We start from the raw sequence: 19,641 nt of genomic DNA, 5'->3' as shown, positions 1-19,641 counted from the left end.
ACTTTGATATGAGCTATTTATTATAGTGATATATGATTTAGTATAAATTTTTCAAATTCGTTTAAAACTAATTTTAACGTTTAAAACTTATTTATGTCAAGTAACAACAACACCATTATCGGATTAGCAACAGGAGTAGCACTAGGAGCAGTGACCGCACTTTTATTTGCACCCGATACAGGTAAAAATACAAGAAAGAGAATAAAAGTAAAAGTAAAAGATACTAAAGATGATTTAACGGAACGTGCTAATAAAATTTCTGAAGAAATAACATCAAAATTTAATTCGCAAAAAACTGAATTTTCAAAAGAAATCGACGAGTTAGTAGGTGATATGAGTTTAAAAGCAGACGACGTAATTCTAACGCTCGAAAAGAAATTAGAAACATTGAGAAAAAGAAATGAAAAGATTAATGCTAACTAACGGCTTATTTAATGTCGTTTATATCTAAATAAAAAGAAAGAAAAGAGTTAGTAATTAATAATTTCAAAAACAGAAACATGAAAATTTTAAATAAAATACCATTTTTATTATTATTCACCTTTGCAATCACAACTGCGCAAGAACACAATATGGAGATTACCAAAGAAACTACCGTAAAGACATACGAGTATGAAAAAGGTGATATGACGATTCCTTATGAGGTAACTATATGGAATAAAGAGTTAGATCCAATTAAATTAGCTAAAGAAGATCAATATAAGTTAAATCAAGAACGTGTAGACGCTCAAGAAAGAATTACAAAGGTTATTAACATAGATGATCAATACGACAATTCATTTGATAATAGAATTCAGATATCATATTTAAAAGAGGCAGATAAAGATTTTAAGATAATGCCATTAGATGATGGATTCGTAATTATGGTAAGAGGAGAAGAATTAAAGTATTCTTTAGAAAATAAGAGTTACAAGATTAAAAAAACATCAGATGAAAATTTCTTTATGATAGAAAAATTATCTGATTCTAAATAGGATTAGCCTATATGTTTGTAATATAGATTAAAAAACCCTAAGTCAGCATTTAAGTTAGTTTTAAATGCTGACTTAGGTTTTTTTACATTTTAAAACTATTTTTTCTTCATTACAATTCGTTGTAAAAAATAGATAGATGTCTCCACCATCTTTAATTTTAAATTTTTTACGAATTTCGGAAACAGTTTCTGGAAAGTTACGTGTAGTAATATTAGCTTTTGTAATTTTTTCCTTCTTCAGTATTTTTTTTTGATAGGGGAACACAGAAAGTATTTCAAAACTCCTTCCAGGAAAATTAATAAGATTATCAGAAGTATATAAATGCGAATGTTGATGGAGTTTTTCTAGGTCAAAACTTTTTGAAATATGATAAAACCCTCCTGATTTCATAATGGCAGCATTAGGCTCATACACGTATTTTTTTGGAACAGAAAATTTGGGTATAGTATTATTTCCTTCTTTTAATGAAAATTCGAATACCTGATTTTCATTCTTATTGATTTGGATAGTTTTAATTTGGGTGTCAGTTTCGATGTTTTTCTCTAATACCCAAAGCAACTCTTTTACTTCATTGTGTACCGCAATAACATGAATTTCCTTTACAAATTGTAATGATTTTAATCCAGAATGAATATCGAGTAGAGGAGATGTTTTGATTAGTATGCGATCACTTTTAGAAAATAATAGGTTTAAATTAAATGGAACATCTGGTAAACAATCTTCTAAGAAAAATACTTTTCCTTTGCTATCATGTCTTCTAGATGGATCAATGTAAATCCAATCTACAAACTCTAGTTTTTTTAAAATTTCTAACCCATCACCAGAGTGAGTTTCTATATTGTGAGCATTCAGAGCTCTAAAGTTATGAGCTGCTATTTCGCTTAAATCTGTATTTAATTCGCAATGAATAACTTGCTTTACCTTTTTAGAGAAATAATAGTCATCGATTCCAAAACCTCCAGTAAGATCTATTAAGCTATTGCCGGTAACTAAATTGCTTTTATAAAGTGCCGTAGCTTCGGATGAAGTTTGTTCTAAATTAAGGGTAGGAGGATAATAGATATCCTTTGTTTTATACCATAGTGGTAACTTGCCTTTTGCCTTTTGTCTACCATTAATCTGCTGGGCTAATTCTTGTACGCTTATAGTATCATAAGGACTACCGGATAATATAAACTTAGTCAGATCTATTGGTTCGTTGGATTTTTTATAGATAAAATCCTGTACTTCCTTATGTAATACGTTGTTATTCAATCGTTACAATTCTTTAGTTAATTGCTTAACAATTTTATACTCAGATAAAAATTCTTTTGCAATTACCTTAATAGCTGTATAAAAAGGCACAGCTACAATTAAACCTCCAATTCCAAATAATGCACCAAAAATAAGTATAGCAAGGAAAATCTCTAAAGGATGTGATTTTACACTGTTCCCGAAAATCAAAGGCTGATTTAAGAAATTATCAATTAGCTGTATTATAATATATCCTATTAAAATATAGGTTAATTTAGGAAGAATAACAGATTGAAAATCGTACCCCAAATTACTTGTCGCGGCCAAGATTAATACCAAAGCTCCACCAAATAATGGGCCTACGTAAGGTATTAAGTTAAAAATAGCCGCAATTAAAGCAACGGCAATGGCATTGTGAACCCCAAAAATCAATAATAAAATAGTATATAAAACGAATAGTATAAATATTTGTAGTAGCAAGCCAACGAAGTATCTAGATAATAAATCTTTGATTTTATTAAACGCACGCATAAACCTAGTTTCATCTTCTTTTTTGGCAAAAACCATCAAACTTTTTTCCAATAACTTACTGTCTTTTAATAGAAAAAAAGAAATAAATAAGACAGAAAACAACCCGATTAATAAGGCTCCGAAACCACTTAAAAAGGTATTGATAGCATCAGGAATCGCTTTTAAGTCAAAGAACTCCATTAAATCAGTTTGCTTAATTAATTCTATAAAGTTCAGTTTTTCTACGTTAAAATAATCGCTGATCTCTTGGTTTAAACGATCTAGGTCATCTCCAACTTCGTTTATATCAATTTCTCCGATCAATTGTCCTTGTTCTGTAATGATAGGCACAAACAAGAGAAATAAACTAAGAAAGAGACCAATGGTGATAAAAAGTGTAAATATTACGGCAAGTGAGTTATTGAATTTTAATCGTCTTTTTAGGAATAACACAAGCGGTCTTCCCATTAAAGAAATTACCGCAGCAAAAGTAACATAGAGAAGAATAGATTGTATTTTATATAAAAACCAAAGTAAAATGACTACTCCGACAACGATTCCTAGGGCTCTTAAAATCCCATATGCGATTGTTTTTGAATTCATAATTATATTTTTAAACAAACTTTAGTTAATTGATAAACATATGATCATTTATAACTATTGATCATCAATCATCAATTGTTTTGTAATTTCATACAGTGCAATACCGGTAGCTGTAGCAACGTTCATACTGCTGTTAGTACCATACATATTGATATGTATACTTTTCATCAATTTTGTTAGTACATCTTTAGAAATTCCTGATTTCTCTTCGCCAATAACAAGTGCAATTTTATCATTCACAGAAAATAATTTTGTCGAAACCGGCACACTGTTTTCTGTAATTTCTAAACCAACAACTTTGTATCCTTCTAATTTTAAGTTGTCTATGAGCGGTAGAATATGCTCGTGATGTTGGTAAGGAATTGTTTTGTGCGTTGATCTTGCAGTTCGTTCCATTCTTTTACTAACAATAGTTATGTTTTGGCCACAGAAGTAAATTTGTTCCACACCAAAACTATCTGCAATTCTAAAAATACTGCCGATATTAGCAGGAGAATTTACGCTATCGCAGATCAAAGTAATTGGGAATTGTTTTTTGACAAAAACTGTGGTTTCGTGAGTTAGTTGCGTTGGCATTTAATTAATTTTCAAAAGCATATTTGATAATATTAGCACCCATTTTTAGTGCTTTCTGGCGAACTTCTTCGGAGTCATTGTGAATTTCTGGATTTTCCCAACCATCTCCAAGATCACTTTCAAAGGTAAATAATAATACAAGTCTACCTTCATAGGTAATTCCCAATGCTTGAGGCCTTTCTCCATCGTGTTCGTGTATTTTAGGAAGTCCTTGTGGAAATTTATATTTAGCAGAAAATATCGGATGTGATACAGGTAATTCTGCTAATTCTTGATCCGGAAAAACTTTAATAAGTTCTTTCCTTATGTAAGGCTCCATTCCATAATTATCATCAATATGTAAAAAGCCACCACTCAATAAATAGTTTCTTATATTTTCCGCATCTTGTTCTGTAAAGAAAACATTTCCATGACCAGTCATATGGATATATGGATATTGATAAATATCAACACTTTCTGGTTTTACCGTTTTAGGTTTGGCACTCATTGCGGTTTGAATATTCTGATTACAAAAATTAATCAAATTCGGTAATGCGGTAGGGTTACTGTACCAGTCACCACCTCCATTGTATTGTAATACAGCAATATCCTGTGCTAAAACAACTCCAGAGAATGCCACTAGAAAAAGAAAACTTGTAAGTTTTTTGGTCATCATCGTCTAAATAATAGAATCTAAAAGTACTAAAATAAACAAGATGAAGAGAAACCTTTTGATACTATTAACGCTCATAATTACTACAGTGGTTCAGGCACAGAGTGATAACAACTCAATTGTGGTTATGGAACTGTTTACTTCTCAAGGATGCAGCAGCTGTCCTCCTGCAGATGAATTATTAGATATGATTAATGAAAAATACGAGAATGATAATGTATTTGTTCTTTCTTATCATGTGGATTATTGGAATCGATTAGGATGGAAAGATCCTTTTAGTACAGAAGCGTTTAGTGATTATCAAAGGGATTATGCACAACAGTTTAATAGTAGATCTATATATACTCCTCAATTAGTTGTTAATGGTAGTGAACATTTCACTGGATCTAATAGCTCCAAGGCGTTGGCTGCAATACGTAATTATTCTAAATCAAAAACAACTAATGTAATTAAGTTTACTAATGTAGAACGAGATACTAATACGCTAAAAATTGATTATGGAGTCCAAGGTGATTCATTTGATCAGGTAACATTTGCATTGGTTGTATCCGAGAGAACCACTGAGATTGGTAGAGGAGAGAATCGAAATAGAAGTTTAAAAAACACAAATATAGTTGCTAGTCGTTTGGTGAAACAGGATATCTCTGGATCTGTTACATTGTCGATTCCGGATTGGATAGCAGATAAAGATGAGTTATCGGTTATAGCATATACTCAGGATAATAAATTGGCGACTACTGGTGCAGCTAGGATAAATATTTAATAATTTACGAGCATAATATTTAAAAGCTATAACAATGAATGTTATAGCTTTTACTGTATACTGTAACAAAGTTGTTTCGTAAACGTCTGTTTTAAAACAGCCAAATGAAAACACGAGATGCCTCATTGTTAGCTTTTATAGTGTTATTAGCTATATCCGGATACAGTCAAAATTTACCAAGTCTATTAACTGATAAGAATATCAATGCTACTTTTTCTATTCTAGCTTATGACAAGAAAGCTAAAGAATATGGAATTGCTGTTGCAACCAATAATATATATGTTGGAAACTCTACGGTTTATATTGACCCAGCGATTGGAGCTTTTTCAGTTATTGCCGAAACTGAACCTCTGTACGCCATAGAAGGTTTTAAAAACTTAAAAGCTGGTAAATCAATAAAACAAGCCATTCTAGAGGTTAAAGAAAACGATAAAGGGTCGCACTATAGACAAGTATCTGGTATGGATGTAGAAGGAAATGTCTATGCTTTTACAGGAGAATCCTTAAAGTATTGGAATGGAGAAGCATCAGAGGTGTTAGGTGAGAATTTTGTAGTTATAGGTAATCAATTAGATAGAGAAGTACTTTCGCAAATGTCTAAAGCATTTAAAAATACCGAAGGAACATTGGCAGAACGACTTTTACAAAGCTTAATTGTTGGACAAAATGCTGGCGGACAAATTTCTGGAAAACAATCTGCTGCAATTGTTGTAAAGGGAGTTGATAATGCGTGGTATAACCAAATTGATTTGCGAGTAGATAATTCTAAAAAACCTATTAAAGAATTACAAATATTAATGAAGTATCATTATGGACGAATTAGGCTTAATCAGGCATTATATGCACATAGAGAAGGAAATATAAAAAGAGCTAAACAAAAATTATTAGAAGCAGAATCAATGCTTGACGGATGGGATGGTATTTATACTCGAATAGCAAAAACTAATTTTATTTTAGGCGATGAAGACAAAACGATCAAATGGATCAAAAAGGGGCTGTCAGAAAATCCAAAATGGTCAGTAAATATTCCTGTATTTTATTTTCTACGTAATAAACCAGAAATGAAATCAATTATTAAACCAGATTCATTTAATATAAATGATTGGGAGAATGCGATACAGATGCTTAGTAGTTTAGGGAGAGAACTAGAAGTTATTACCTTGGCTCAGGAACTGTTGGATAAAAAAATAGAATCCTCATATTTAAACTTTTTGTTAGGAAGAAGTTATTTCTATGAGAAAGAAGAGGATAGAGCAATTGAGTTTTTAGAAAAGGCGTTAATCTTAGATAAAGAAAATATCGAAGCAAGAATTTTACTTAGTAAAATCAAGTAAAATTTTATAAATTAATTACCATTACCAATCACTCGCGGAAAAGGATGTATAGTAAATATTGAATGTTTGTATTAACAGGTAATTTCTTACTCTAACATTTACTACCTTAGCATCAATAATAGAATATCAATCAATCAAATTCACATAAATCACTCATCATGGCAAAGAAACGCACTTGGAAATTTTGGACTTCTAGAACCTTATTAATCATTTTAGTTTTAGGGGTACTCTGGTTAGTTAATCTTATCTGGTTTAAACCATTTAACATTAATCATTTTTATGACAAAGTATTTGTAGAATTAGCTTTAGAAAGCCCTGAATTAACAACTTCGATGGGAATTCCTGTAATCTATGACTGGTCAAAAGATGAGTTAGACGATATCTCTGATAAAAAACAGTGGGAATCTTTTAATAAAATGAAAGAAGATTATGAAACTTTACAGAGTTATAATTTTGAGAATCAATCCGACGCAAACAAACTAAATACCAAGATATTAGGTTTTTATTTGGAAAGTTTAATGGAAGGGGAACAGTTTTTCTATCATGACTATCCAGTAAATCAAATGGGAGGAATACAAAGTTCTTTGCCAAGTCTAATGGAAAACTCTCATAAACTTAGGGATAAGAGCGATGCAGAAGCTTACATTACTCGTTTAACTAAATTTGAAACTAAGTTTGATCAGTTAATTGAAAATCTCAAAATAAGGGAAGATAAGGGAATTATACCTCCTAAATTCGTAATGGATCGTGTTATCGATGAAATGAATGGTTTTGTAGGAGCAAATTCGAATGAAGACTCTGCAGTAAAATCAAATATTCTTTACACTAATTTTCAAACTAAAATAGATGAGTTAGAAGATTTATCTGATGAAGAAAAAGATGATTTAAAGAAACAAGTTGAAGATAAAGTACAAACTAGTGTTTTTGGAGCATATAAAAAATTAATAGAATATTTTAAACAATTAAAAAATAAAGCAACTACAGATGATGGGGTTTGGAAACTACCAAATGGAGAAGCTTTTTATAGATATCAGTTAAAGCAAAGAACCACCACAGATTTAGATCCAGAAGAGGTACATAAAATTGGATTGTCAGAGGTCGCTAGAATAAAAGATGAAATGCATCAAATTCTTTCTGCAGAAGGATATGTAGATTCTACAAAAACATTAGGAGCGATTATTCAAGAATTAAATAAGGAAGAGCGTTTTCTTTTTCCAAATAATGATGAAGGAAGAAAAATGGTAATAGATGAGTATGATCGCATATTATCTGAGATCAGTGCAGGTTTAGATGATGCTTTTGATGTGAGACCAAAAGCAGGTTTAGAGGTTAAGAGAGTTCCAGAATTTAAGGAAGAAGGATCAGCAGGAGCTTATTATACAAGACCAGCTATGGATGGCTCACGTGGAGGTGTTTTTTATGCAAACCTTAGAAATGTCCATGAATCTGTTAAGTTCGGAATGAAAACGTTAGCCTATCATGAAGGGGTGCCTGGACATCATTTTCAGATCGCTATTCAATCAGAGTTAGAAGGAGTTCCAATTTTTAGGACTATTGGTCTTTTTACATCATATATTGAAGGTTGGGCATTATACTCAGAACAATTAGCTTGGGAGTTAGGTTTTTATGAAAATGATCCTTTTGGAAATTTAGGTAGATTACAAGCAGAAATGTTTAGAGCCGTTCGTTTGGTAGTAGATACTGGTATTCATCATAAAAAATGGACTAGAGAACAAGCTATTGATTACATGGTACAAAACACAGGAATGACTACTACAGAGGTAACAACAGAAATAGAACGTTACATTGTTTGGCCAGGACAAGCTTGTGCATATAAAATAGGAATGCTTAAAATTCTTGAGCTAAGAGAAAAAGCTAAACAACAATTAGGAGACAAATTTGATTTAAGAGATTTTCATAATGCAGTTTTAAAAAATGGAGCAGTTCCTTTAGATGTTTTAGAAGAGATAATAGATAGCTATATAAAGGATGCTAAATAAAAGAAATCGTAATTGATTTTGTTTAAAAAGACAAGTATAATTATAGAGTATGAATCTAGAGGAAAATAAAAAAAATGCTATTGCTTTTTATAAAATGGCTTATGAAGGTAAACCTAAAGAAGCCGTGGAGAAATATCTTGGTAATGAATATATTCAGCATAATCCTGATGTGGCAGATGGAACAGAAGGGTTTATATCTTATTTTGAAAGAATGCAACAAGAATATCCGAATAAATCCATAGAGTTTGTAAGATGTATTGCTGAAGGAGATCTAGTATCGCTTCATACACACCAAACTTGGCCGGGAAATGATGAATATGTAACGATGGACTTTTTTCGTTTTGACAAAAATGGAAAAATATGTGAACATTGGGACTCAATACAGCAAATTCCAAAAAAGTCAGCGAATCCAAATACAATGTATTAAGAATTTTCAATAACAATAGAATTAATTTGATAACATACCTTAAGTATTCTGATTTAGATAGCTCTCTTATAAAACAGTATAAATCTGCTATCACCGAAGCCTTTCCAGAAATTATTTTAAGATCTAGGGTTACAGAAGAGTATTGGAGTAGGCTGGAAAATTATTTTCCTCACACTCAGGTTTTCATGGTTGATTCTAATAATGATCTTTTGGGTTTTATGAATGCAATCCCCATATTTTGGGACCAAATGTTGGAAGATTTACCTCAGGAAGGATGGGATTGGCTTCTTAGAAAAGGGATTTCAGATTTTGAGGATAATGTACTACCCAATATTTTAGGAGGTCTGCAGATTATTGTAACAAAAAAATACCAAGGTCAAGGATATAGTAAGTTATTAATATCTAAAGGAAAAGAAATTAGAAAGAGTCTTGGGTTAGATAAACTCATAATTCCGATACGACCAATTTTAAAGCATAATCATCCACAATTATTGATGAAAGATTATATCGACTTAAAGAAGAACAATAAAGTCTATGATCCTTGGATAAGAACTCATTTAGAAAGTGGAGCAACTCTTATTAAGGTTTGTGAAAACTCTATGAATGTTAGAGGTAATATAAGTTTCTGGGAAGAATTATTAGGTAAAAAAATTACTGAATCAGGTAGTTATAAAATAGATGGAGCTCTAAATTTGGTAGCGGTAGATCTAGAAGAGAACTATGGAGAATATAGAGAGGAAAATATTTGGATATATTATGATTAGTATTGGTTTTATTAATAAAATTTAAAAATATAAAGGGCATTATCCGGATAGATAATGCCCTTTATATTATATCAGTTATATGTATTATACTATTCTATCACAAGCTTTTTCGTAACAGAACCACTGGTTTGATCCAATCTAATTAGATAAATGCCAGCATTGAGATTAGATACGTTAAGAAGATTGTTATTTAAAGTTTCAGAAATAACTTGCTTACCTAACATATCAAATACGCTAACAGTAGTAGCTGAATTTGATGTAGTTGTGATATTAACAAAACCTGTATTTGTTGGATTAGGAAACATATTAAAGTTTTCTAATTTTTCATCAAAATCATCAACAGATAAAGTACTAGCATTATCATTAGCATCACCTGGTGTACCGAGGTCACCACTACCAAAAGCTGTAACCGCCTCTGCCCAGTTAGCTCCATCATCATTAGCAACGCTATTTAGGTCATTGATTGATAATTCCATACTAGCTCCAGTAGGATCAGGGAAGGTAGCTCCATTATCCCAGATTACCTGATCAATAACTGTAGAACCACATTCTATAATAATACCATCCGTACTATTTCCTAAAAATACATCACGTGCTTCATAAGCATAATCTAATACAATGCTACCGTTAGGGTCTCCAATAACTATATATCCATTTGCCGGTATGACTAACGAATTTGCTATTACATGAAAATCATTAACGCCATCATCATCTTTGATAGTCCAACTAGCAATATCTATTGGACTTGAAGTAGTATTGTATAATTCAAAATATTCTCCATTAGGATCATCCCCATCAGAAACAGGGTTTTGCATAATTTCAGTAATGATGATATCGCCAACATTTGCGCAAACCGGTGTTTGATATACAATTCCAGTTAAAGAAATAGTTTGGTCTGTAGTGCCAGTAGTAGATACGGTAATATCTCCAGTAAATGAATTAGGGGCTAAACCTGTTATCAATCTTACAAAAACTTCCGTATTGTTAATAGTTCCCATAGTAGGAGTAATACTAACAGAAGAACCAAAGCCTGTTCCTGTAGTAAGAGATACTTCAAAATTGGCAGGAGCGGTTATTGTTATATTTCCAGTAAGAAATAAACCTTCTACATTAAAGCTATCTTCTGTAGAAGGACCCTCACCTTCAAAATACGAAAAGTCTCCGATAAAACCTGATATAGTAAATTGAGGATCGTCGGGTGATACTGTACCGCTTAACATTACTGTTTGGTCAGTAGCACCTGCTGAAGAAGCTGTAGCGTCTCCCATATAAGAGTTAGATACCAAGTTAGCAGCTAAACGAACATAAATTGTAGTTGTAGAAACAGTTCCTGTTGTGGGCGTTAATGTAGCAGAAGATCCAAATCCTGTACCTGTAGTTGTAGAAATTTCAAAGTTCATCGGAGCTGTTACGGTAATGTCAGAAGTTAGATTAGTTCCTGAAACTGTAAATGTATCTTCAGAAGAAGGACCATTGTTTTCAAAATAATCAAGACCTGATATAGCTCCGCTTATAGAAATTGTTGAAGTACCTGTAGCTGATTCGACAAAGTTATTAGTGTTTATTGGTAATATCAATTCCCCATCCGATGATTCGGTTGTCCAATTCGCTGGGTTAGCTATTAAAGGAATGTAGTTGGCAAATGAAGTTTCAGAATTTCTAGATCCACTATATTGACCTCCATCAGGGCTTCCTGAAGTAGCAATTGTAATGAATGTAGATCCATCAGTTAATCCAGAACCTGTTAAATCCCCAACACTATTTGCATACTGAATACCTGCTAAAAATGTAGTAGGAGTGTTTTCGTCAGTACCAAGGTACGCTAATAAAGAATCTCCACCACCTGCGAGATTTATGGTTCCACTTCCTACTTGAGTAAGAGTTCCTAAAGAAGCTCCATAAGAAGCATTCCCATCACTATCAGTGTCAGTAAAAACAACAATAGTACCAGCAGCTATTACAGAGTTAGGAGTGTCCCATTGGATGTTTCCTTCATTAGAATCAACAAACGCTGCCATTCCATCAAGTTCATCATCTGAAAAATAAATAGTAGTGTTTGCAGCTATATCGGCCAACGCAACAATTGCAAAATCGTCATCTCCATCTGCATTATAAGCGACAAATGCTATATCCCCTGTAGATTGCGCAAAAGAGCTTATTGATAATGAAATAGTAAAAAATAAAAAATAAAGTTTTTTCATAATAGTAATTATAATTGAGTGAAAATAGTTTAGCAATATACAAAGAAATGAGTATCGTAAAACCATCGTTTGGAACAAACTATGCATTCTTAATTATAACTTAACACTACTATTGAATACTGATAGTTAAAAGTAAAAATATTTTAAGTTTATGTTATTAAGGAATTATTTTAAAAAGGATTACCTGATTTAGTTGCGGTAAAAAGGCATTGAAATTGTTATCAGAAATAACAATCAGAGATTTACTTCCATCAGAAAATAGAGGGCCAAAAGTTATTCCTTCAATATTATCCACAGTATTATTAGTCAATTCACTACGGATACTGTTAAATTCAAACAAAAGTGTTTTAGCAGCTTTGATTACTGTTTCTGATGAAATAGAGCTAGTGTTTAGTGTATTGCTTGCATTGGTAGCATCAACATTATAAATTTTTATAGTGTTACCTCCATCCAAATATCCTGAAGAAAAAGATCTTTCTAGAAAAAGAAATTGATTTTCATCATATTCTAAAATTTCAACCAGTCCGTTAATGCTAAATGTTGTTCCTAAAGCAGGTTCGCGATCAACAGCATCCAGCTCATATACAAACTGTCTTTCTGGTGTGCCATTTGTTTTATTAATTCGAGTAATACGAACTGGAGATTCTGTTTCTGTAGTTGTTGGTTCTGGTCCATCCTCAATTAATGGAAGTTCCATGCCAATCCAATATGCATTGGAATCAAAACTAATACACAATGATTCTAATGTACCATTATGTCTTGGTCCGGATTGATCATTTGTTGTATTGGCATTTAAATTTTCTGGTAGTACGAAACTGCGTAATTGAGTGCCATTAGGTTCTATCTCTAATAGGGCTGGATCAACGTTGTTGCTAATAGAACCTTCACTGGTATAAATGATATTACCTGTGTCAATATCGAATCTAATAGCCTCAGGGTTTATTTCATTTTCTGGAATGGAAGTTCCTATTTCATCCTTAATTTCTATTAGCGAACCGATGGAGGCATTTGAGAAACCTTCTTGGTTAAAGGCAATGTGGGCTATGTAATATCTGATAGGGTTTGATCCGTCACTTATTATGTACCAAGTATCGTTTTTATAATCAATACCAGAAAAGCCTCCTGTAGGAACATGATCAATAGGGTCATTAGTAATTATTATTTCATCGATATATTCTAAACTACTAATTGTATTGAGTGAGGGATCCGGAGAATCAGAACTTGTACTGGAATTGTCATTCGATGAACAACTTGCAAAAAAAACAATAACACAGATGGATATTCTAATTTTTACAATCATAATCTTGGTTATTAGATTTTGTAAAGATATTAATTATTTAAACTACGAATTTAAAAAAGCGACACTATGCGTTGCAACAATAGCAGCGGTTTCTGTTCTTAATCTTGTTTCTCCTAAAGTAACAGGGATAACTCCTTTTTTTAAAGCGCTCTCAATTTCTTTGGTAGAAAAATCTCCTTCGGGACCTATTAATAATGTAGTGGCACTATGTAATTTAAGAATATCCTTTAAAGATTGTTTCTTAGTTTCTTCACAATGTGCAATAAGTAACTGGTCCGAAGTATCTTTTTTTAAAAATTCCTTAAAAGAAATAGCTTTGTTTAATATAGGCAAATACAATTGAAGTGATTGTTTCATAGCACTTTGTAATATACGTTCAAATCGTTCTGGTTTGATTATTTTTCGTTCACTGTGATCACAAATAATTGGAGTAATTTCATCAACGCCAATTTCTGTAGCTTTTTCTAAAAACCATTCATAGCGATCATTCATTTTAGTAGGAGCAACTGCAAGATGTAATCTATAATCCTTAGACGGTTGATGATGTCTTTCTTCTAATTGAATAATACATTTATTAGGGCTTGAAAATGTAATAACCCCTTTACATAATAGACCTAACCCATTGGTGATTTGTACTAAATCACCTTCTTTTTTTCGTAAAACTTTAGTGATGTGTTTGCTTTCTTCTCTTGAAAATTGAAATTCTTGAGTGGTTTCTGTAATATCCTTATTATAGAATAACTGCATAAGTGAAAAATTAAAACTTAATTCGGGCTTTAGCAACAATACTCATATCAGTAAAATCCTTTTTTAAATATTTTAGATAACCAACAATACCGATCATGGCTGCATTATCTGTAGTGTATTCAAATTTTGGGACAAAAGTTTTCCATCCGTATTTATGTTCCCCTTCTTTTAATGCTTTTCGTATTCCAGAGTTCGCAGAAACTCCTCCACCAATGGCAATGGCCTTTATTCCTGTTTCCTTAGAAGCTTTCTTTAATTTGTCAATAAGAATATTAATAATTGTATATTGAATTGAAGCACAAACATCTTCAAGATTCTCTTTTATGAAATCAGGGTTCTCTTTAACTTTTTTTTGAACAAAGTATAATACAGCAGTTTTGAGACCGCTAAAACTAAAGTTTAAACCATCGACTCTAGGTTTTGTAAAAGGAAACGCTTTTGGATTTCCAGACTGCGCTTTTTTATCAATTAAAGGGCCTCCTGGATAAGGAAGTCCTAATATTTTTGCACTTTTATCAAAAGCTTCTCCAACTGCATCATCGATTGTTTCACCAATAATTTTCATATCAAAATGATCAGTAACTTTTACAATCTGTGTGTGCCCTCCACTAATAGTTAAAGCAAGAAATGGAAACTCTGGTTTATCAAAATCCTCTTCATCAATAAAATGTGCTAGTATATGAGCTTGCATATGATTAACATCAATAAGTGGAATTTCTAGCGAAAGTGCTAATGACTTAGCAAAAGAAGTGCCTACCAATAATGATCCCATTAGACCAGGACCTCTGGTAAAAGCAATTGCACTAAGATCGGATTTATTAATGTTCGCCTGTTTTATGGCTTGATCAACAACAGGAACAATATTTTGCTGGTGCGCCCTAGAAGCTAATTCTGGGACAACACCACCATATTGTTCGTGAATTTTTTGTGATGCTACAACATTTGATAGCACGCGACCGTTGCATAATATAGAAGCAGAGGTGTCATCGCAAGAAGACTCAATACCTAGGATGTATACATTTTGTGAGCTCATTATGAGGAAAAGGGCATAGAAATTGTTAATATTGTCAGCAAAGTTAAAACAATAAAACGTATCAAAAAATTCGGGAAAATATTGAAAAGGATATTCCTTATCCTTATTTCGCTATTTGTGCTATTAGTGATACTATTTTCCATTCCTGCAGTTCAAACTTTTTTAGGTAAAAAAATCACTAATTATCTTAATGATGAGTATGATGTAGATATCAATGTGGGTAGAGTAGGTTTGACTTATTCAGGAGATGTAAATTTAAAAGAAGTTTTTGTAAAAGATCATCATAAGGATACATTAATATATGCTAAAAATATCGCCACTTCAATTCTGAATATAAGAGAGATTTCCAAAGGACAACCGGAATTAGGAAGTGTTTCTATTGATGATTTAACCTTTAGAATGAAAATGTATAAAGGTGAGCGTAGCGACAACCTTATGACTTTTATTAGAAAATTTAATACAGGTAAGACTTCCACATCTAATACTAAGTTTTTACTCACTACAGGAAATGTGACTATGGAGAATAGTAAATATAGTTACATTGATGAAAATCTTAGTTCTCCAAGAATAGTTGTGATAAGGGATATTTTATTAGATGCAGAAAGTTTGAAAGTTGACGGAGAAGATTTTTATATAACCACAGATTTGTTGTCATTTAAAGATCATAGAGGATTAAATGTTTCTAATTTAAAAACGGGTTTTTCCATTACTCCTACAGAAATGCGTTTTCGAGAGTTATTATTGGAAACTATTGATTCTAAAGTAGAGGGAGAGATAGTATTCTCATATGAACGTGGTGGATTGGTTGATTTTGAAAACAGCGTTAATATTACTGCTAATTTTGATAAGGCTACTGTTTCTACGAATGATTTAATACCTTTTTATAAGGAGTTTGGTAATGACGAAGATTTGATTTTAAAAAACACCAAACTAAAGGGTACGCTAAACGATTTCGAAATACTAGATTCAGATATTTCAGGATTAGATCGGTCGATCATTCAAGGAGATATTAGAATTAGAAATGCGGTAACAAATGTTTCTAAGTTTAGATTAGATGGTGATCTAAAGAATTTGACTACGAACTATTATGACTTGGTCAATTTATTGCCTAACATCTTGGGAGAATCATTACCAAAGCAACTTTATCAATTAGGAAGTGTAAAAGGTGTGGGTCAAACAATAGTAACGATTAAAGATGTTGATGTCGATATGGACTTCTTTTCTCAGTTAGGAAAAATTAATGTTTTTGTTTTATTAGGTGATCTAGATAATGTAAAAAACGCCACTTATAATGGAAATGTAATTTCTAATAATTTTAATGTAGGTCAATTATTAAGTAAGAAAAATCTTGGAAATGCAGCATTTGATATACATGTAGACGGAAGAGGTTTTACATTAGATAATCTTGATACTAAATTAGAAGGAGATATCAGGAAATTCGAATTTAACGGGTATACATATACCGATTTGAATGTATTTGGGAACCTAAAAGATCCTGTTTTCGACGGAAAATTAGTTTCCGACGATCCAAATATGAAGTTTAGTTTTAATGGTGTAGCGGATATATCTAAGGAAATTAATAATTATGATTTTACTGCCAATGTGGATCATATAGATTTACATCGCTTGAACTTTTTTACCAGAGATAGTATTTCTGTTTTCAACGGAGATGTAAAAATGAAAATGAAAGGAACGGGTATTAACGATGCTTTTGGTACCATTTCATTTGAGAAGACATTATATAAAAATCAAAATGCTAGTTATTACTTTGATGATTTTGATATTACTTCAAGTTTTGATGATAAGAATGTACGAACAATTACCGTAAATAGTCCTGATATTATAGAAGGTAATGTAAAAGGGATATTTAGATTTGAAAATGTATATGACTTATTTAGAAATTCTATAGGAAGTCTATATGCTAATTTTGAACCTACAGAGATTACGGACAATGAATTTATGGAATTCAATTTTAAAATTTATAATAAAATTGTAGATGTCTTTTTTCCGGAAATTGAATTTGCTCCAAATACCTCGATAAAAGGAAAAGTAGAAAGTAATGATTCCGAATTTAAATTAACATTTAAGTCACCATCTATTAAGGCGTTTGATAATTTAATGAAAGAAGTGGATATTCAGGTAGATAATAAAAACCCATTATTTAACACTTATGTAGCTATCGATAGTATAGATACGAAGTATTATGATGTATCTAAGTTTAGTTTGATTAATGTAACACTTAATGATACATTGTTTATGCGCTCAGAATTTAAAGGAGGTGAAAATAATGTAGATGATTATAACTTAGAATTTTATCATACTATAAATGAAGATAATAATTCGGTTTTAGGATTTAAGAAATCTGATTTTACCTTTAAGGGATATACTTGGTATGCTAATCGAAATAAGAGTAAAAGTAGTAATAAAATAATTTTTGATAATAATTTTCAGAATATAGACATTAGAGCTATTCGGTTAAGTCACGAAGGGGAGGAGATAAATGTTTCTGGAACTGTTACCGGTAAGGATAATAAGGATATTAAAGCTACTTTTAAAGATGTAGATCTTAATAAAATTACGCCTTATATAGAAAATTTAAAGCTATCAGGAGTAGTAGATGGCGATCTTAAGGTGTTTCAAGACAAAGGAGTGTATTTTCCAAGTTCTACTGTAATAATTGATAAGTTAGCAGTAAATGATTCAAAATTAGGGGAACTCCGAATGAATGCTTCTGGAAACGAATCGTTGACCGAGTTTACTGTAAATACGAGGTTGGTAAATGAAGAAAATGTAAAAATACTTTCTGCAATAGGATCAATTGATGTTTCTGGTAAGGATCCGGATATGAATATAGATGTAGATTTAGAGCGATTCAATATGTCTGGGTTTAGTCAATTAGGAGGAATTGTAATATCTGATCTTAGAGGTTTCGTAAGTGGTAGTGCTAAGGTTACTGGGGATTATGTGAATCCATCGATTGATGGTTTACTAAGGCTTAACGAAGCAGGTTTAAAAGTACCGTATTTAAATGTTGATCTTGATTTTGATGATGATTCTAGAATTGTACTCAGTAAGCAACGTTTTAATTTTGATGATGTCTCTATTACAGATACTAAATATAAAACCAAAGGTGTCTTAGGAGGGTATATTGGTCATCAACGTTTTTCTAAATGGGATTTGGGTCTTACGTTAAATGCAAGTGAGCGATTGTTGGTTTTGGATACCGAAGAGGATGAAGAATCTTTGTATTACGGAACTGGTTTTATCAGTGGAGACGCAACCATTGAAGGTCCTACGGATGGTTTGGTCATTAATGTGAATGCAACTACAGAAGAGGGAACGATATTTAAAATACCCTTAAATGAATCCGAATCGATCGGGGATAACTCATATATTCATTTCTTGAGCCCAGAAGAAAAACAAGCACGTTTAGCCGGGAAAGAAATTATATTAGAAGAGATAAAAGGTTTAGAACTTAATTTTGATCTTGATGTTAATAATAATGCATTAGTAGAAGTTGTTGTCGATAAAAAAACAGGAAGTTCTTTAAAGGGGAGAGGAGCCGGAACCTTACTTATAGAAATTAATACAAATGGAAAGTTTAATATGTGGGGGGATTTTGTGGCTTATGAAGGAAGTTATAATTTTAGATATGGAGCTTTAGTTGGTAAAGATTTTACTGTAAGATCTGGAGGTAGTATAAACTGGGATGGTAGCCCAACACGAGCTAAACTTAATCTTAGTGCAGTATATAAAACGGAAGCAAATCCAGCGGTGCTATTAGAGAATGCAACCATTAATCGTAAAATACCAGTAGAGGTAGTAGTAGATCTTAATGGAGAATTAATACAACCTGATCTTAATTTTAATATAGAATTGCCTAATTTAAGTTCCGTTGCAAAAAGTGAGTTAGAATATCAATTAGAAGATCAAGCGACAAAAGAATTACAAGCACTGTCCTTAGTAACACAAGGACAATTTTATAGTGGAAACTTAGATCCAACCTTTATTACAGGGAATTTGGTAGAACGTGCAGCTGGACTGGTAAATGGTATCTTTTCTGGAGATGATGATAAATTTACAGTGGGTGTAAATTATGTTCAAGGAAATAGAAATGTCGATCAAGAGGCTGCTGATCAATTCGGAGTTACAGTTTCTACTCAGATTAATAATAGAATATTAATCAATGGAAGAGTAGGGGTTCCAATTGGTGGTGTAAGTGAATCAGTAGTAACGGGTGATGTAGAAGTAGAATACCTTTTTAATGAAGATGGAACTTTAAAAGGAAAGATATTCAATCGACAAAATGAAATTCAGTACATAGGAGAATCCCAAGGTTATAAACAAGGATTGGGACTTTCTTATTCAGTAGATTTTAATAATTTTGGAGAACTATGGGATAAGGTGTTTAAGTCTAAAAAAGTAAAGGATTCTTTGTCTCAAAAAACAAAAGATACTATTGATATAGAGAAACCAGAATTTATTAATTTTACAGATAAGAACAAGTAATCGGATCTAATTTAT

At 31.9% G+C, this 19,641-nt stretch carries 16 protein-coding genes; 8 read left to right on the top strand and 8 right to left on the bottom strand.

Going from position 1 to position 19,641, the window contains the following annotated elements; all coding sequences use genetic code 11:
• Positions 1 to 93 precede the first annotated feature (93 nt).
• Positions 94 to 423, top strand: coding sequence for a YtxH domain-containing protein (locus H526_RS0109170; RefSeq protein ID WP_027392729.1), 330 nt, complete (start codon positions 94 to 96; stop codon positions 421 to 423).
• Between the two features lie 77 nt (positions 424 to 500).
• Entirely contained in the window at positions 501 to 974 is a 474-nt protein-coding gene (locus H526_RS0109165; protein ID WP_027392728.1) for a hypothetical protein, read from the top strand.
• Between the two features lie 72 nt (positions 975 to 1,046).
• Here the strand turns inward: H526_RS0109165 and H526_RS0109160 are convergent, their stop codons facing one another.
• From H526_RS0109160 to H526_RS0109145, 4 genes are read right to left on the bottom strand one after another with little or no spacing between them, the layout of a single operon-like run.
• Positions 1,047 to 2,228 carry a THUMP-like domain-containing protein gene (locus H526_RS0109160; RefSeq protein WP_027392727.1) on the bottom strand — a complete coding sequence of 394 codons (1,182 nt, stop codon included), beginning with the start codon at positions 2,226 to 2,228 and terminating at the stop codon, positions 1,047 to 1,049.
• Between the two features lie 3 nt (positions 2,229 to 2,231).
• Positions 2,232 to 3,320, bottom strand: coding sequence for an AI-2E family transporter (locus H526_RS0109155; RefSeq protein WP_027392726.1), 1,089 nt, complete (start codon positions 3,318 to 3,320; stop codon positions 2,232 to 2,234).
• Positions 3,321 to 3,374: 54 nt separating this feature from the next.
• Positions 3,375 to 3,896 (bottom strand): TrmH family RNA methyltransferase, encoded by a 522-nt coding sequence (locus tag H526_RS0109150; RefSeq protein ID WP_027392725.1) that lies wholly within the window; start codon positions 3,894 to 3,896, stop codon positions 3,375 to 3,377.
• Between the two features lie 4 nt (positions 3,897 to 3,900).
• On the bottom strand, positions 3,901 to 4,548 hold the full coding sequence (locus tag H526_RS0109145; protein WP_027392724.1) for a DUF4159 domain-containing protein: 648 nt from the start codon (positions 4,546 to 4,548) through the stop codon (positions 3,901 to 3,903).
• A gap of 43 nt (positions 4,549 to 4,591) precedes the next feature.
• Here H526_RS0109145 and H526_RS0109140 point away from each other — a divergent pair, with 43 nt between their 5' ends.
• The 5 genes from H526_RS0109140 (at position 4,592) to H526_RS28740 (ending at position 9,836) form a co-directional block, all read left to right on the top strand.
• Positions 4,592 to 5,311, top strand: a complete 720-nt coding sequence (locus H526_RS0109140; protein ID WP_027392723.1) for a DUF1223 domain-containing protein — start codon at positions 4,592 to 4,594, stop codon at positions 5,309 to 5,311.
• Between the two features lie 104 nt (positions 5,312 to 5,415).
• Positions 5,416 to 6,645, top strand: coding sequence for a DUF1028 domain-containing protein (locus H526_RS30750; protein ID WP_051336075.1), 1,230 nt, complete (start codon positions 5,416 to 5,418; stop codon positions 6,643 to 6,645).
• Positions 6,646 to 6,803: 158 nt separating this feature from the next.
• Positions 6,804 to 8,645: a DUF885 domain-containing protein gene (locus tag H526_RS0109130; RefSeq protein WP_027392722.1), complete on the top strand. Its 1,842-nt coding sequence runs from the start codon at positions 6,804 to 6,806 to the stop codon at positions 8,643 to 8,645.
• A gap of 49 nt (positions 8,646 to 8,694) precedes the next feature.
• The gene (locus H526_RS0109125) at positions 8,695 to 9,072 is read left to right on the top strand and encodes a nuclear transport factor 2 family protein (RefSeq protein WP_027392721.1); all 378 of its coding nucleotides are present in this window, start codon (positions 8,695 to 8,697) and stop codon (positions 9,070 to 9,072) included.
• A gap of 26 nt (positions 9,073 to 9,098) precedes the next feature.
• Positions 9,099 to 9,836: a hypothetical protein gene (locus H526_RS28740; RefSeq protein ID WP_051336074.1), complete on the top strand. Its 738-nt coding sequence runs from the start codon at positions 9,099 to 9,101 to the stop codon at positions 9,834 to 9,836.
• A gap of 89 nt (positions 9,837 to 9,925) precedes the next feature.
• Here H526_RS28740 and H526_RS30745 read toward each other — a convergent pair whose 3' ends face one another.
• The 4 genes from H526_RS30745 to tsaD all read right to left on the bottom strand — a co-directional run bounded on the left by H526_RS30745 (position 9,926) and on the right by tsaD (position 15,117).
• Positions 9,926 to 12,037: a T9SS type A sorting domain-containing protein gene (locus H526_RS30745; protein ID WP_051336073.1), complete on the bottom strand. Its 2,112-nt coding sequence runs from the start codon at positions 12,035 to 12,037 to the stop codon at positions 9,926 to 9,928.
• A 157-nt stretch (positions 12,038 to 12,194) separates the two neighbouring features.
• Positions 12,195 to 13,337, bottom strand: a complete 1,143-nt coding sequence (locus tag H526_RS28730) for an esterase-like activity of phytase family protein (RefSeq protein WP_051336072.1) — start codon at positions 13,335 to 13,337, stop codon at positions 12,195 to 12,197.
• Positions 13,338 to 13,379: 42 nt separating this feature from the next.
• Positions 13,380 to 14,084, bottom strand: coding sequence for a 16S rRNA (uracil(1498)-N(3))-methyltransferase (locus tag H526_RS0109105; RefSeq protein ID WP_027392720.1), 705 nt, complete (start codon positions 14,082 to 14,084; stop codon positions 13,380 to 13,382).
• Between the two features lie 10 nt (positions 14,085 to 14,094).
• A complete protein-coding gene (tsaD, locus tag H526_RS0109100; protein ID WP_027392719.1) occupies positions 14,095 to 15,117 on the bottom strand; it encodes a tRNA (adenosine(37)-N6)-threonylcarbamoyltransferase complex transferase subunit TsaD in 1,023 nt (340 codons plus the stop codon).
• A gap of 81 nt (positions 15,118 to 15,198) precedes the next feature.
• On the opposite strand from tsaD, the gene H526_RS0109095 reads away from it, so the two are divergent.
• Entirely contained in the window at positions 15,199 to 19,626 is a 4,428-nt protein-coding gene (locus H526_RS0109095; RefSeq protein WP_245591197.1) for a translocation/assembly module TamB domain-containing protein, read from the top strand.
• Positions 19,627 to 19,641: the final 15 nt, after the last annotated feature.

Source organism: Aquimarina latercula DSM 2041, from assembly GCF_000430645.1.
Lineage (GTDB): Bacteria > Bacteroidota > Bacteroidia > Flavobacteriales > Flavobacteriaceae > Aquimarina > Aquimarina latercula.
Note: the sequence above shows the minus strand (reverse complement) of the source record. Positions and strands in the feature narration are given on the sequence as shown.

Coding starts and splice junctions, on each gene's coding strand:
- H526_RS0109170 (WP_027392729.1), top strand. CDS start 94: ATGTCAAGTAACAACAACACCATTATCGGATTAGCAACAGGAGTAGCA.
- H526_RS0109165 (WP_027392728.1), top strand. CDS start 501: ATGAAAATTTTAAATAAAATACCATTTTTATTATTATTCACCTTTGCA.
- H526_RS0109155 (WP_027392726.1), bottom strand. CDS start 3,320: ATGAATTCAAAAACAATCGCATATGGGATTTTAAGAGCCCTAGGAATC.
- H526_RS0109150 (WP_027392725.1), bottom strand. CDS start 3,896: ATGCCAACGCAACTAACTCACGAAACCACAGTTTTTGTCAAAAAACAA.
- H526_RS0109145 (WP_027392724.1), bottom strand. CDS start 4,548: ATGACCAAAAAACTTACAAGTTTTCTTTTTCTAGTGGCATTCTCTGGA.
- H526_RS0109140 (WP_027392723.1), top strand. CDS start 4,592: ATGAAGAGAAACCTTTTGATACTATTAACGCTCATAATTACTACAGTG.
- H526_RS30750 (WP_051336075.1), top strand. CDS start 5,416: ATGAAAACACGAGATGCCTCATTGTTAGCTTTTATAGTGTTATTAGCT.
- H526_RS0109130 (WP_027392722.1), top strand. CDS start 6,804: ATGGCAAAGAAACGCACTTGGAAATTTTGGACTTCTAGAACCTTATTA.
- H526_RS0109125 (WP_027392721.1), top strand. CDS start 8,695: ATGAATCTAGAGGAAAATAAAAAAAATGCTATTGCTTTTTATAAAATG.
- H526_RS30745 (WP_051336073.1), bottom strand. CDS start 12,037: ATGAAAAAACTTTATTTTTTATTTTTTACTATTTCATTATCAATAAGC.
- H526_RS28730 (WP_051336072.1), bottom strand. CDS start 13,337: ATGATTGTAAAAATTAGAATATCCATCTGTGTTATTGTTTTTTTTGCA.
- H526_RS0109105 (WP_027392720.1), bottom strand. CDS start 14,084: ATGCAGTTATTCTATAATAAGGATATTACAGAAACCACTCAAGAATTT.
- tsaD (WP_027392719.1), bottom strand. CDS start 15,117: ATGAGCTCACAAAATGTATACATCCTAGGTATTGAGTCTTCTTGCGAT.